The organism is Calidifontimicrobium sp. SYSU G02091, from assembly GCF_022631395.1.
Taxonomy (GTDB): Bacteria; Pseudomonadota; Gammaproteobacteria; order Burkholderiales; family Burkholderiaceae_C; genus Calidifontimicrobium; species Calidifontimicrobium sediminis.
On sequence record NZ_JALBGB010000049.1, the window covers coordinates 1 to 12,931 of the forward strand.

Here is a 12,931-nt window from a genome sequence, read left to right on the forward strand (position 1 = left end):
CGGCGCGCCGGCGGCATCGGCGCCGGCCGCGGCCGCCGGCGGCGGGGCGGGAGGCGTCACCGCCGCGGCCTGGGTGTCGCGCAGAGCCTGGGTCGCGATCTCGGTGAACTGTCGCGTCAGCGCGCGCCACCACTGCATCGGGTCGACCGCGGCCGGCGCGGGGGCCTCGGCGCCGGCGGCCGGGCGTGGCGTGCGCTTGCGCGCCGGCTTGGGGGCAGGCGGCGCGCTCGCCGCGGCCTCGGCGGCCTTCGGCTCGCCCGCCGCCGGCGCGGCGGTCTCGGGCCTGCGGATCGTCAGCGCCTCGCGCAGGTCGGCGATCTGCACGTTCATCGTCTTCAGCGTCGACAGCGTCATGCGCTGCACCTCGAGCGCCTGGATCGTCGAGGCCAGCAGGCGCGCGTTCTGCTCGAGCCAGAACTGCACGGTGCGCAGCTCGCCGATGCGCTTGTCGATCTCGTCGGGGTCCAGCGTCGGCGCGACCCACTGGCCGACGCTGGGCACCGTCGCGCCGGCCGTCTTGACCAGCGTCTGCAGGAAGTCGAAGCCGGGCACCAGCTTCGTGAAGTCGGCGCCTTCGCTGCGGTCGTCCATGCCTGCGGCCTCCTCGCGGGTGTGGCGGGTGTGATGCGTGTGTCGACGTGTGTGCGCTCCAGGCATTGTGCCCGCCAGCCCCCCGGCGGGCACGCCGCGGTGCGGCAACGCGGCGCGTCGCTCAGGCGAGCGCGAGCGCCTGCCGCAGCGCCTCGGCCACCGTGGCGGCGCGCACCGCGGCGCGGTCGCCGGGCAGCTGCAGCCGGTGCGCGCCGGCCGTGCCGTCGCGCGTGGACCACGCGAGCCACACGAGGCCCACCGGCTTGCCCGGCGTCGCGCCGCCGGGGCCGGCGATGCCGGTGACGGCGACGGCGATGTCGGCGTGCGAGCGCGCGAGCGCGCCGGCGGCCATCGCGCGCGCGACCTCCTCGCTGACGGCGCCGTGCGCGGCGATCAGCGACGTCGGCACGCCGAGCAGCTCGGTCTTGGCCTCGTTGCTGTAGGTCACGAAACCGCGCTCGAACCACAGGCTCGAGCCGGCCAGCGCAGTGCAAGCGGCGGCGATCAGCCCGCCGGTGCAGCTCTCGGCCGTCGCCAGCCGCCGCCCGCGCGCCGTCAGCGCCGCGGCCAGCGGCTGCACCAGCGGCTCGACGGCGGCGAGGTCGAGCATCAGAGCCAGCGCGCGAGCGCGACGACGAGCAGCGTGCACAGCGCCGCGACGAGGTCGTCGAACAGGATGCCGAAGCCCTGTGCCCAGCCGGGCGGCTCGCCGCGGGCGCCCTTGAACGCGCGGTCGGCCCAGCGCACCGGCCCCCACTTGGCGGCGTCGAATAAGCGGAACAGCGCGAACGCCACCGCCTGGCCCCAGAAGCCCGCCGGCGTCACGAGCCACAGCACGATCCAGAACGCGACGACCTCGTCCCACACGATCGCGCTCGGGTCGGCGCTGCCCAGGTCGCGCGCGGTGCGCGTGCAGGCCCACCAGCCGACCGCGAACGCGACAAGCAGCGCGACGGCCCAGCCAGCGTCGTCGAGCCAGCGGTCGAGCCACAGGAACGCGAGCCACGCCCACAGCGTGCCCACGGTGCCCGGCGCCCAGGGCGACAGCCCGCTGCCGAAGCCCAGCGCGATCCAGCGTGCCGGGTGCCCGAGCATGAAGGCGGCGCTCGCGCGGCGCGGCGGCGCGGCGATCGCGTCGGCCGTCATGGCGTCGCGAAGTGGTCGAACGCGGCGAAGCCGCCGCGCACCGGTTCGCCGCGCGCGTCGACGAGCCGCAGCCCGGGCTCCTCGACGATGCGCCCGATGCGCGCGACGCCGACGCCGGCAGCCGCGCCGGCGGCGTGCACCGCGTCGCGCTGCGCGCTCGGCGCGGTGAACAGCAGCTCGTAGTCGTCGCCGCCCGAGACCATGCACTCGAGCTGGCGCGCGCGCGGCTGCGCGGCCAGCGCGGCGCTGCGCGGCAGCGCGTCGACGTCGACGACGGCGCCGACGCGCGAGCGCTCGCGCAGGTGCCCGAGGTCGCCGACGAGCCCGTCGCTGAGGTCGATCGCGCTGGTGGCCACGCCGCGCAGCGCGACGCCGAGCGCCACGCGCGGCTGCGGACACTCCATCGCGAGGCGCAGGCGCTCGAAGTCGGGCGTCACCGCCACGGTGCCGCGGAACATCTCGAGCGCGAGCCGCGCGTCGCCGAGACCGCCGCCCGGCGGGTGGCTGACCCACAGGTCGTCGCCGGCGCGCGCGCCGCTGCGCAGCAGCGCCCGGCCGGCCGGCACCTCGCCGAAGACGGTGATGCAGATCGCCAGCGGCCCGGCGGTCGTGTCGCCGCCGACGAGCTCGACGCCGTGCGCGTCGGCCAGCGCGTACAGCCCGCGCGCGAAGCCGTCGAGGAAGGCCTCGTCGACGCGCGGCATCGACAGGGCCAGCGTGAACGCCAGCGGCTGCGCGCCGCACGCGGCGAGGTCGCTCAGGTTGACGGCCAGCGCCTTGTGGCCCAGGCGCTCGGGCGCGACGGTGGACAGGAAGTGCCGCCCCTCGACGAGCAGGTCGCTCGATACCGCAAGCTGCATGCCCGGCGCCGGCGCGAGCAGCGCGCAGTCGTCGCCCACGCCCAGCGGCGAGCGCCGCGCCGGGCGGCTGAAGTACTTCGCGATGAGGTCGAACTCGCCGAGGGCCATCGCGGCATTGTCGCTGCCGTCGCCGCGGGTCTCGCGCCGTGCACCGCGGTGCTAACGTGCGCGCATGACGACTCCGAGCGACGCGCCGCCCCCGCAGGCCGACGCGGCGCCGCGCGTGACGGCGTGGTCGCCGCTGGCGCTGCCGGTGTTTCGCATGCTGTGGCTGGTGTGGGTCACCGCCAACGCGTGCATGTGGATGAACGACGTCGCCGCCGCGTGGCTGATGACGCAGCTCGCCGGCACGCCGGGCTGGGTCGCGCTGGTGCAGACGGCTTCCACCTTGCCGGTGTTCCTGCTCGGGCTGGCCAGCGGCGCGCTGGCCGACATCGTCGACCGCCGGCGCTACCTGATGGTCACGCAGGTGTGGGTCGCCGCGGTGGCCACGCTGGTGTGCCTGGTGCTGCTGGCCGGCGCGATGACGCCGCCGCTGCTGCTCGCGCTGACCTTCCTCAACGGCATCGGGCTGGCGATGCGCTGGCCGGTGTTCGCCGCGCTGGTGCCCGAGGTCGTGCCGAAGGCGCAGCTGTCGCCGGCACTGGCGCTCAACGGCATCGCGATGAACGCGTCGCGCATCATCGGCCCGGTGGCCGCCGGCGCGATCATCGCCGGCGCCGGCACGGTGTGGGTGTTCGTGCTCAACGCGGTGCTGTCGGTCGGCGCGGCGCTCGCGATCTGGCGCTGGAAGCGCGAGGTGCAGGCCAAGGCGCTGCCGGCCGAGCGCTTCGTCGGCGCGATCCGCGTCGGGCTGCAGTACGTGCGCCAGAGCCAGCGCATGCACGTCGTGCTGCTGCGCGTGGCGCTGTTCTTCATGCAGTCGACCGCGCTGCTCGCGCTGCTGCCGCTGGTCGCGCAGGGTCTCGAGGGTGGTGGCGCCGGCAGCTTCACGCTGCTGCTCGCGTGCATGGGTGCCGGCGCCGTGTTCGCTGCCGCGCAGATGCAGGGGCTGCGCCGGCGGCTGAGCTACGACCAGATGCTGCGCTGGGGCTCGCTGCTGCAGGTCGCGGCGATGAGCACCGTCGCGCTCGCGCCGACGGTGTGGGTCGCCGCGCCGGGCATGCTGGTGGCCGGGATGGCGTGGATCTCGGTGGCCAACTCGCTGACGCTGTCGGCGCAGTTCGCGCTGCCCGACTGGGTGCGCGCGCGCGGCATGTCGATCTACCAGATGGCGCTGATGGGCGGTGCGGCCGTCGGCGCGGCGCTGTGGGGCCAGGTCGCGCACTGGACGAGCCTGCGCAGCGCGCTGCTGCTGTCGGCGGCCACCGGCCTGGCGATCGTGCTCGCGACGCGGCGGCTGAGCATCGAGGCGCGCGAGGGCGAGGACCTGACGCCGGCGCCGCTCGCGCCGCCGCCGCTGGCCGGCCCGCGCGACCCGCACGAGGGGCCGGTGCTGGTCAGCATCGAGTACCTGATCGACCCCGCCGACGAGGCCGCCTTCCGCGCGGTGATGCGCGACACGCGCCGCGCGCGGCTGCGCCAGGGCGTGCTCAGCTGGTGGCTGTTCCGCGACGCGGCGCAGCCCGGGCGCTACGTCGAGTATTTCGTCGACGAGTCGTGGGTCGAGCACCTGCGCCGCTTCGACCGCATGACGGCGGCCGACCTCGCGCTGCGCGAGCGCCGCAACGCGCTGCACCGCGGGCCGACGCCGCCGGTGGTCACGCGCAGCCTCGCCGAGGCGGTCGACGCGGACTGACTGCGCGATGTCGGCGGCGCCATCCGGCGCGCAGCCGCCGTCAAGGCGGCGGTGCAGGGTGCGCGCGCCGCAGCACGCGCGCGATCGCGGCACCGTGGCGTTCGACGACGAGCGTCATCGTGTCCAGCCCGTGCACGGCGGCCCATGCGTCGGCCACCGTCGTCGGCGCGGCGCCGTTCCACTGTCGCACCCGGTCGCCCTCGCGCAGGCCGGCCAGCGCCGCCGCACTGCCGTCCGACACCGCATCGACGAACAGGCCGTTGGCATCGGCGCCCAGGCCGAAGCCGAAGCCGCCGCTCAGCGTGCGTTCGTCGGGGGCGACACACAGCACACCGTCGCGCGGGCTCAGCCGCAGTGCCGCACCGTCGAGCAGCGCGGCACCGGCCAGCGCCGTGACATCGCCCCGGCGCGCGTCACCGGCCAGCGCCGCTCGCAGCGCCGGGGCGCGCAGCGCCATCACCGGCACCTCGCGGCGCACGAGCGGTCCGAGCGCGACGTCGCCGGCGCGCGCGGCGGGCCGCTCGCCGTCGATCTGCGCGAGCGCCCCGGCGTAGCCGGTGTCGACCAGTGCGAACGCGATGTGCCGCTCGACGCGCAGCGCGACGACCGGCAGGCCGCGTCGCAGCTCGAGGGGCAACGCGGCGCGCGGGGCATCGCAGCCGGCGGGCGCGTCGGCACGCGTGCGCAGCACGGAGGCCGCGAGGTCCATCTCGAGCGCGCCGTCGAGCAGTGCGGGCGCACCCAGCACGCCGTCGATGCCTGCCGTCGCGGGTCCGGCGAGGGCCGGCACGTCGACGACGAGGGCGCGCTGCCCGTCGAGACGCCGCTGCCCGAGCCGCAGCGGCGGCAGTGCGACCTCGGGCCCATGCAGCGTGCCGAAGGCGGTGTCGGCACCGCTGCGGCCGAGTTCGCGCAGACCCAGGCGCCGTGCGAACGCCGGGGTCACGAGGTGCCGGCTCGCCCCGGTGTCGACGACCCAGCGGCCGCGCTCGCCGCCGACCTCGACGGCCACCGTGAACAGCACGCCGACGTCGCTGGTGTACAGCCGCTCGAGCGGCACCGGGCCGCTGTCGTGCGCGCGGGCGACGCCCGCCGCGACGAGCAGCGCGGCCAGCGCGGCGCGCCAACGTCGCCGGGCACGCACGCCGCGGTCAGTGCGCCTCGGGCTCGGGCGCCAGCCCATGGTCGCGCAGCAGGTTGGCGAGTTCGACCGCCGACTTGACGCGCATCTTCTCGAACACCCGCGCGCGGTGCACCTCGACCGTGCGCACGCTGATGTCGAGCGCGTCGGCGATCAGCTTGTTCGGCCGTCCGGCGACGACGAGGCGCATCACGTCGCGCTCGCGTTCGGTCAGCTCGGCCACCGCGTCGGCCACCGCGCGCTGGCGCGCGCGCGCGGCGATCGCCGCCGCGCTGGCGGCCAGCGCCTGTTCGATGCGGTCGACGAGCGCGTTGTCGGAGAACGGCTTCTCGACGAAGTCGAACGCGCCGCGCTTGACGGCGGCCACCGCGGTGGGCACGTCGCCGTGGCCGGTGAGGAAGATCACCGGCAGCCGGTCCGTGAGGCCGCGCTCGACGAGGCGCTCGAACAGCGCCAGCCCGCTGGTGCCCGGCATGCGCACGTCGAGCACCAGGCACGACGGCGCACGCGGCCAGTCGGCACGCACGGCCGGCGGCAGCGCGTCGAGCATCGCTTCGAACGCCTCGGCGCTCGCGTGGCCCTCCGACAGCAGCCGGCGCGAGCGCAGCAGCCACGCCAGCGCGTCGCGCACGACGTCCTCGTCGTCGACGAGGTAGACGATCGGTGCGGCAGCGGGCGTCATGCCGTGAGTATGGGACAGCGCCGGCTATTCCTCGACGGTCTGCGCCGGCGTGTCGGCGCGCGCCGGCGCGGTGTCCAGCGGCAGCGTGAAGCGAAACGTCGTGCCGGTGCCGCCGCCGGCGTCGGCGGCGGTGCGCGTGTCGAAGTCGAGCGCGCCGCCGTGCTGCTCGATCACGGTGCGGCACAGGCTCAGCCCCAGGCCCATGCCTTCGCGGCGCGTCGTGAAGAACGGCGTGAACAGGCGTTGCGCGACGTCGGGCGCGATGCCGGGGCCGGCATCGGTCACCGAGAACGCGACGCGGCGCCCCTGCGCCGCGTGCACGCGCAGCGTCAGCACGCGCTGCGCGGGCGGCGTGTCGTGCTCCATCGCCTGGATGCCGTTGCGCGTCAGGTTCAGCAGCACCTGCTCGATCATCGTGCGGTCGCAGCGCACGCGCGGCACCGGCTGCGGCAGTTCGACGTCGACGCGCGTGCCGCTCTTGCGCGCCTGCAGCCGCACCAGCGGCAGCACCGCGTCGAGCAGCTGGTCGGCGCGGATCGGCTCGTGCGCCTGCTCGCGCCGGCGCACGAAGTCGTGCACGCTCTTGATCACGCGCCCGGCGCGCTCGGCCTGCTCGGCGATGCGCGCCAGCGCCTGGCGCAGCAGCCCGGGCGTCTCGTCGTCGGGGTGCTCGAGCAGGTTCAGCGAGCCGCTGGCATAGCTGGCGATCGCCGCCAGCGGCTGGTTCAGCTCGTGGCCGAGCAGCGATGCCATCTCGCCCACCGTGGCCAGCCGCGCTGCCGCCTGCAGCCGCTCCTGCTGCTGGCGCGACAGGTCCTCGACGCGGCGCTGCGCGCTCATGTCGAGCACCGCGCTCATCCAGCCGGTGTGGCGGCCGCTGCCGTCGACGAGCGGCGCCTCGTAGATCATCACCGGGAAGCGCTCGCCGTTCTTGCGCATGAAGACGGTCTCGTAGCCCTCGCGGGTGTCGGCGACCGTCTGCAGCGACGCCAGCCGCGTCGATTGCCGCTGCGCGTACGTCGCCGCGTGCTCGGGTGGCCAGTACGGTGGCGTCGCCGCGGCGCGCAGCTCGTCGGCGCTGAAGCCCACCATCTGGCAGAACGCCGGGTTGACGTAGGTGATGCGCCCGGCGAGGTCGCGCGCGCGCAGGCCGGTCGACAGCGAGTCTTCCATCGCCTTGCGAAACGCCAGCGCCTCCGCGAGTGCCGCCTCGGCCTGCGCACGCCGGCGCACGTCGCGTGCGAGCAGCAGCACGAGCGCGAACAGCGCCGCCGACAGGCCGAGCACCAGCGCCAGCGTCAGGTTCGGGATCAGGCGTGGGTGGCCCTCGACGCCGTCGGCGCGCAGCTGCAGCGTCGTGCCCGGCAGGTCGACGATGCGCTCGGCGCGGTACACCCCGGCGCCGCGCTGGCTGCCGGCGCGCGCCAGCCGCGTGCCGTCGCCTTCGACGAGGGTGACCTCGTGCCGGCGCAGCGCCTCGGCGCCGAGCGCGCGCTCGAGCACGCCGGCCAGCGACAGCGTCGCCACCATCACCGCGTCGGTGCCGGCCGCGCCGCCGCCGATCGGCACGCACACGTCGATCACCTCGAGCCCGAGACCGCCGGGCAGCGGCACGAAATAGCTGCGCGAGAAGTGCGGCGCCGCGGTGCGGCGCGCCGCGCGGCACGCGGCGTCGGCCTCGGCGCTCATCTGCGCGCGTGGCAGCGTCGCGAACAGCGGCGTGCCGTACGGCGAGTCGATCTCGGCGGTGACGGCCATCGCGGCGTCGCGGCGCTCGATGCGCAGCACGTCGCGCCGCGCGCGCAACATCTCGGCGGCGTCGAACCGCCACGCCGCCGGTGACGGGTCGTTCCACAGCAGCGACTGCAGACTCTGCAGCGTGCGCAGCAGCTCGCCGCGCAGCGCGGCCGACGCCTCGGCGGCGACCGCCTCGGCCTCGTCCTGTGCGCGCGTCTCCTCGTGGCGCAGCGTCAGCATGACGAGCAGCGACTGCGCGACGACGAGCAGCACGACGAGCAGCGCCCACGGCAGCGCGCGCCGCGCGACGCGGCGGCGTTCGGGGGCGTCAGCGGCGGCGGGCGTCATCGGCGGGCAGGGCCGGCAGTATCGCGCCCGCGGCGGCCGGCGCGCGCCGCGCCATGCATCGCCCCGCCCGCTGCGCGCCGCGCCCCGGCTCCTAGAATCGGTGCCCCTTGCATCGATGTCCCCGGGCCGCCGCCGGGACACGCGCCATGACCTCGAAGGACCAACCCCGCGCCGAACTGCGCCGCGCCGCGCTCGAGTACCACGAGTTCCCGACGCCGGGCAAGCTGGCGATCGCGCCGACCAAGAGCCTGACGAACCAGAGCGAGCTCGCGCTCGCGTACTCGCCCGGCGTCGCGTTCGCGTGCGAAGAGATCGCCGCCGACCCGGCGCACGCGTTCCGCTACACGGCGCGCGGCAACCTTGTGGCCGTCGTCACCAACGGCACCGCCGTGCTCGGCCTCGGCGACATCGGCCCGCTGGCAGCCAAGCCGGTGATGGAAGGCAAGGCGGTGCTGTTCAAGAAGTTCGCCGGCATCGACGTGTTCGACCTCGAGCTGCAGGAGAAGAACCTCGACCGGCTGGTCGACGTGATCGCCGCGCTCGAGCCGACCTTCGGCGGCATCAACCTCGAGGACATCAAGGCGCCCGACTGCTTCTACGTCGAGCGCAAGCTGCGCGAGCGGCTGAAGATCCCCGTGTTCCACGACGACCAGCACGGCACCGCGATCGTCGTCGGCGCGGCGATGCTCAACGGGCTCAAAGTCGTCGGCAAGCGCATCGAGGACATCAAGCTCGTCGCCTCGGGCGCCGGCGCCGCGGCGCTGGCGTGCCTGAACCTGCTGCTGCAGCTGGGCCTCAAGCGCGAGCACGTGTGGGTCACCGACCTGGCCGGCGTCGTCTACCGGGGGCGCACCGAGCTGATGGACCCCGACAAGGCCGAGTTCGCGCAGGACACCGACGCACGCACGCTCGCCGACGTGATCGGCGGCGCCGACGTGTTCCTCGGCCTGTCGGCGGGCGGCGTGCTCAAGCCCGAGATGGTCGCCAAGATGGCGCCGCGCCCGCTGATCTTCGCGCTCGCGAACCCGACGCCCGAGATCCTGCCCGAGGAGGTCAAGGCGGTGCGCGACGACGCCGTGATGGCCACCGGGCGCAGCGACTACCCGAACCAGGTCAACAACGTCCTGTGCTTCCCGTACATCTTCCGCGGCGCGCTCGACTGCGGCGCGACGACGATCACCGACGCGATGAAGCTCGCCGCGGTGCACGCGATCGCCGAGCTCGCGCAGGCCGAGCAGAGTGAAGTCGTCGCCGCCGCGTACGCCGGCGCGACGCTGTCGTTCGGCCCCGAGTACCTGATCCCCAAGCCGTTCGACCCGCGGCTGATGATCCGCATCGCGCCGGCGGTGGCGCAGGCCGCCGCCGAATCGGGCGTGGCCACGCGCCCGATCGTCGACTTCGCGGCGTACCGCGAGCGGCTGCAGAGCTTCGTCTACGCGTCGGGCACGACGATGAAGCCGATCTTCAACCTCGCCAAGCGCGCGCGCCACAACCGCGTGGCCTACGCCGAGGGCGAGGAGGAGCGCGTGCTGCGCGCGGTGCAGATCGTCGTCGACGAGGGCCTCGCGCGGCCGACGCTGATCGGCCGCCCGGCGGTGATCGCGCAGCGCATCGAGCGCTTCGGGCTGCGGCTGCAGCAGGGGTGCGACTACGACGTCGTCAACGTCGAGAACGACCCGCGCTACCGCGACTACTGGCAGACCTACCACCGCATGATGGAGCGCCGCGGCGTCACGCAGCAGCTGGCCAAGATCGAGATGCGCCGCCGCCTGACGCTGATCGGCGCGATGCTGCTGCACAAGGGCGAGGTCGACGGGCTGATCTGCGGCACCTGGGGCACCACCGGCATGCACCTGGCCTTCATCGACCAGGTCATCGGCCGCCGCCCGGGCGTCAACACCTACGCGTGCATGAATGGCCTGATCCTGCCCGGGCGGCAGGTGTTCCTCGTCGACACGCACGTCAACTACGACCCCGACGCGGCGCAGGTCGCCGAGATCACGGTGCTCGCCGCCGAGGAGATGAAGCGCCTCGGGCTGGTGCCGAAGGCCGCGCTGCTGTCGCACTCCAACTTCGGCTCGAGCAACCAGCCGTCGGCGGTCAAGATGCGCGACGCGCTGGCGCTCGTCCAGCAGCGCGCGCCGTGGCTCGAGGTCGACGGCGAGATGCACGGCGACACCGCGCTCGACGCCGCGTACCGCCAGGACCTGATGCCGCGCAGCACGCTGCACGGCGAGGCCAACCTGCTCGTGCTGCCGAACATCGACGCCGCCAACATCGCCTACAACCTGCTGAAGACGGCCGCCGGCGGCGGCATCGCGATCGGCCCGGTGCTGCTCGGCGCGGCCAAGCCGGTGCACATCCTGACGCCGTCGGCCACTGTGCGCCGCGTCGTCAACATGACGGCGCTGACGGTGGCCGACGCGAACGCGGCGCGCTGATCAGCGCAGCTCGATCGTCAGCACGCCGTCGGACTGGCGCCACTGCAGGCGCCCGAGCACGTCCATGCCCAGCAGCGGGCGGTCGGCGAGACCGTCGAGCGCGACGACGCGCAGCCGCTGCGCCTGCACGCCGCCGTCGAGCACGACGTCGACCGTGACGACGTCGCCCGTCACCGGGCCGCCGGCGGTCAGCGAGCGCACCTGCCCGACCGGCTGCAGCCCGAGCTGGCGCGCCAGCCGCGCCGGGATCGCCGTGCGCGTCGCGCCGGTGTCGACGAGGAAGTCGACCGCGACGCCGTCGATCGTGCCCGGCCAGTGGTAGTGGCCGTCGCGCCCGCGCCGGATCTCGATCACGTCGCCGCCGGCGCTGAAACGCGTGGTCTGCTGCTGGCGGTCGAAGGCCTGCACGGCGAGGAACAGCAGGGTGCCGGCGACGAGCCAGACGGTCGCGATCTTCAGCGTGTGGGGCAGATCTCTCATCGGGGTGTGCAGGCCCGACAATGCCACGGATCGCGAAAGCCCCACCGATGCGCAGCCTGTTCCACCTCGCCTACCACGTGAGCGACCTCGACGCCGCGCGCGCCTTCTACGGCGGCGTGCTCGGCTGCCGCGAAGGCCGCAGCACCGCGACCTGGGTCGACTTCGACTTCTTCGGCCACCAGCTGTCGCTGCACCTGGGCACGCCGTTCGCGACGACCGACACTGGCCGCGTCGGCGACCACTGGGTGCCGATGCCGCACCTGGGCGTCGTGCTCGAACTGCCCGACTGGCAGGCGCTCGCGCGGCGGCTCGAGGCGGCCGGCGTCGACTTCGTGCTGCCGCCGCAGGTGCGCTTCGAGGGCCAGCCGGGCGAGCAGTGGACGATGTTCTTCCGCGACCCGTCGGGCAACCCGATCGAGGTCAAGGGCTTCCGCTCGCTCGACGCGGTCTACGCGACGTAGGCGGCCACTGTCTGCTCGATCGCGCCGAACACCGAGACGCCGTCGGCGCTGGGCACCTCGACGCGCACCGTGTCGCCGAAGCGCAGGTAGCCGGTGTGCGGCGCACCGTGCTCGAGCACTTCGAGCGCGCGCTGCTCGGCCAGGCAGGTGAATCCGCTACCGGCGTCGGCGACGCTCGCGGCGCCGGCGCCGACGATGCTGCCGGCGCGCAGCGCGCGCGTGCGCGCGACCTGCGCGATCAGGCGGCCGAAGTCGAACGCCAGGCCCGCGGCCGCGTCAACGCGGCCGAAACGGCGGCCGTTCAGGTCGACGTGGATCCCGAGTCGCACGCGGCCGCCGTCCCATGCCGCACCGAGCTCGTCGGGGGTCACGGCCACCGGCGCGAACGCGCCCGCCGGCGGCAGCAGTCCGGGGGGCGCGTGGCGCAGTGTCCAGTCGAGCGACAGCAGCACGAGCCGCACGCCGTCGAGCGCCTGCGCCGGCGTCGCGCCGGCGGCGACGTCGCCGGTGACGACGGCCAGCCCCGCCTCGAAGTCGATGCCCGCGTCCGCGTCGGCGAAGCGCGGCGTCGCGCGCGGGCCCAGCAGCGCGTCGCTGGCGCGCTGCTCGAGCCGCGGCACCTCGTGCAGGTCGGCCGGGACTTCGGCGCCGCGCGCGCGCCGCAGGCGCTCGACGTGGCTCGGGTACGCCGCCGCGTCGACCCACTGCGGCGCGCGCGGCAGCGGCGCGAGGCAGCGCTGCGGCTCGAAAGGAAACGCGTGCCGCGCCTTGCCGCCGTTGAGCGTCGCGTACAGGTCCTCGAGCTGCGGCGAGACGAAGTTCCAGTCGTCGAGCACCTGCTGCAGGCGCGTCGCGATGCCGGTCGCAAAATGGGCTTGCGCGAGATCGCGCGAGACGACGACCAACTGGCCGTCGCGCGAACCGTCGTGGTAGGTGGCTAGCTTCATGATCGATCCTGCGGACAACCGCGCCATTGTCGGCGCCGGCCGAGCCGCTGCCGCGCGCGCTCGCTGGCAGCGGCGCAGCGCGGTCGTCGCCGTCGCGGCCGCCGTGCTCGGGCTGCACGTCGGCGCGCTGCAGGGCTGGCCGGTGGCGCCGCGCGTCGACGCCGGCGCATCCGCCGCGGCGACGGCGCCCGCGACGCTCGAAGTGCGCGCGATGCGTGCGCCGTCGGACACGCCGGCCGTCGCGGTGCCGGCTGTCGCCGCGGCGCTGCCGGCGGTGGCCGAGCGCCCGGTGCCACGGC

The 12,931-nt window shown here is 74.9% G+C and carries 12 protein-coding genes and 1 pseudogene; 4 read left to right on the forward strand and 9 right to left on the reverse strand.

From position 1 onward, the window contains the following. The 4 genes from MOJ79_RS18045 to thiL all read right to left on the reverse strand — a co-directional run. On the reverse strand, nucleotides 1–591 hold a 591-nt coding region (locus MOJ79_RS18045; protein WP_241925402.1), incomplete at its 3' end, for a PhaM family polyhydroxyalkanoate granule multifunctional regulatory protein. 121 nt (nucleotides 592–712) lie between these two features. Further along, nucleotides 713–1,201, reverse strand: a complete 489-nt coding sequence (locus MOJ79_RS18050) for a CinA family protein (RefSeq protein WP_241925403.1) — start codon at nucleotides 1,199–1,201, stop codon at nucleotides 713–715. Next, on the reverse strand, nucleotides 1,201–1,737 hold the full coding sequence (locus MOJ79_RS18055) for a phosphatidylglycerophosphatase A family protein (protein ID WP_241925404.1): 537 nt from the start codon (nucleotides 1,735–1,737) through the stop codon (nucleotides 1,201–1,203). Before MOJ79_RS18055 ends, MOJ79_RS18050 begins: the two co-directional genes overlap by 1 nt. Further along, on the reverse strand, nucleotides 1,734–2,705 hold the full coding sequence (gene thiL / locus MOJ79_RS18060) for a thiamine-phosphate kinase (RefSeq protein WP_241925405.1): 972 nt from the start codon (nucleotides 2,703–2,705) through the stop codon (nucleotides 1,734–1,736). Before thiL ends, MOJ79_RS18055 begins: the two co-directional genes overlap by 4 nt. A 64-nt stretch (nucleotides 2,706–2,769) precedes the next feature. Between thiL and MOJ79_RS18065 the strand changes: the two genes are divergently transcribed. Beyond that, nucleotides 2,770–4,395 carry an MFS transporter gene (locus MOJ79_RS18065; RefSeq protein WP_241925406.1) on the forward strand — a complete coding sequence of 542 codons (1,626 nt, stop codon included), beginning with the start codon at nucleotides 2,770–2,772 and terminating at the stop codon, nucleotides 4,393–4,395. A gap of 40 nt (nucleotides 4,396–4,435) precedes the next feature. Here the strand turns inward: MOJ79_RS18065 and MOJ79_RS18070 are convergent, their stop codons facing one another. The 3 genes from MOJ79_RS18070 to MOJ79_RS18080 are packed head-to-tail and all read right to left on the reverse strand — an operon-like array spanning nucleotide 4,436 to nucleotide 8,303. Next, nucleotides 4,436–5,578, reverse strand: coding sequence for an aspartyl protease family protein (locus MOJ79_RS18070; protein ID WP_241925407.1), 1,143 nt, complete (start codon nucleotides 5,576–5,578; stop codon nucleotides 4,436–4,438). Beyond that, complete coding sequence (locus MOJ79_RS18075) at nucleotides 5,547–6,218, reverse strand: response regulator transcription factor (protein WP_241925408.1); 672 nt, start codon at nucleotides 6,216–6,218, stop codon at nucleotides 5,547–5,549. The genes MOJ79_RS18070 and MOJ79_RS18075 overlap by 32 nt, the downstream gene beginning before the upstream one ends. 24 nt (nucleotides 6,219–6,242) lie before the next feature. Further along, nucleotides 6,243–8,303 (reverse strand): ATP-binding protein, encoded by a 2,061-nt coding sequence (locus MOJ79_RS18080; protein ID WP_241925409.1) that lies wholly within the window; start codon nucleotides 8,301–8,303, stop codon nucleotides 6,243–6,245. A gap of 146 nt (nucleotides 8,304–8,449) precedes the next feature. Here MOJ79_RS18080 and MOJ79_RS18085 point away from each other — a divergent pair, with 146 nt between their 5' ends. Then, nucleotides 8,450–10,744, forward strand: coding sequence for an NADP-dependent malic enzyme (locus tag MOJ79_RS18085; RefSeq protein ID WP_241925410.1), 2,295 nt, complete (start codon nucleotides 8,450–8,452; stop codon nucleotides 10,742–10,744). On the opposite strand, the gene MOJ79_RS18090 is transcribed toward MOJ79_RS18085, so the two are convergent. Beyond that, complete coding sequence (locus MOJ79_RS18090; RefSeq protein WP_241925411.1) at nucleotides 10,745–11,224, reverse strand: retropepsin-like aspartic protease family protein; 480 nt, start codon at nucleotides 11,222–11,224, stop codon at nucleotides 10,745–10,747. It lies immediately after the preceding gene. Between the two features lie 47 nt (nucleotides 11,225–11,271). Between MOJ79_RS18090 and MOJ79_RS18095 the strand changes: the two genes are divergently transcribed. Further along, on the forward strand, nucleotides 11,272–11,685 hold the full coding sequence (locus MOJ79_RS18095) for a VOC family protein (RefSeq protein ID WP_241925412.1): 414 nt from the start codon (nucleotides 11,272–11,274) through the stop codon (nucleotides 11,683–11,685). Here MOJ79_RS18095 and MOJ79_RS18100 read toward each other — a convergent pair. Further along, nucleotides 11,673–12,632 (reverse strand): fumarylacetoacetate hydrolase family protein, encoded by a 960-nt coding sequence (locus tag MOJ79_RS18100; protein ID WP_241925413.1) that lies wholly within the window; start codon nucleotides 12,630–12,632, stop codon nucleotides 11,673–11,675. The two genes, MOJ79_RS18095 and MOJ79_RS18100, sit on opposite strands and share 13 nt — an antisense overlap. On the opposite strand from MOJ79_RS18100, the pseudogene MOJ79_RS18105 reads away from it, so the two are divergent. Next, nucleotides 12,631–12,931, forward strand: a pseudogene (locus MOJ79_RS18105) (hypothetical protein); the annotation flags it as partial. The gene MOJ79_RS18100 and the pseudogene MOJ79_RS18105 overlap by 2 nt on opposite strands.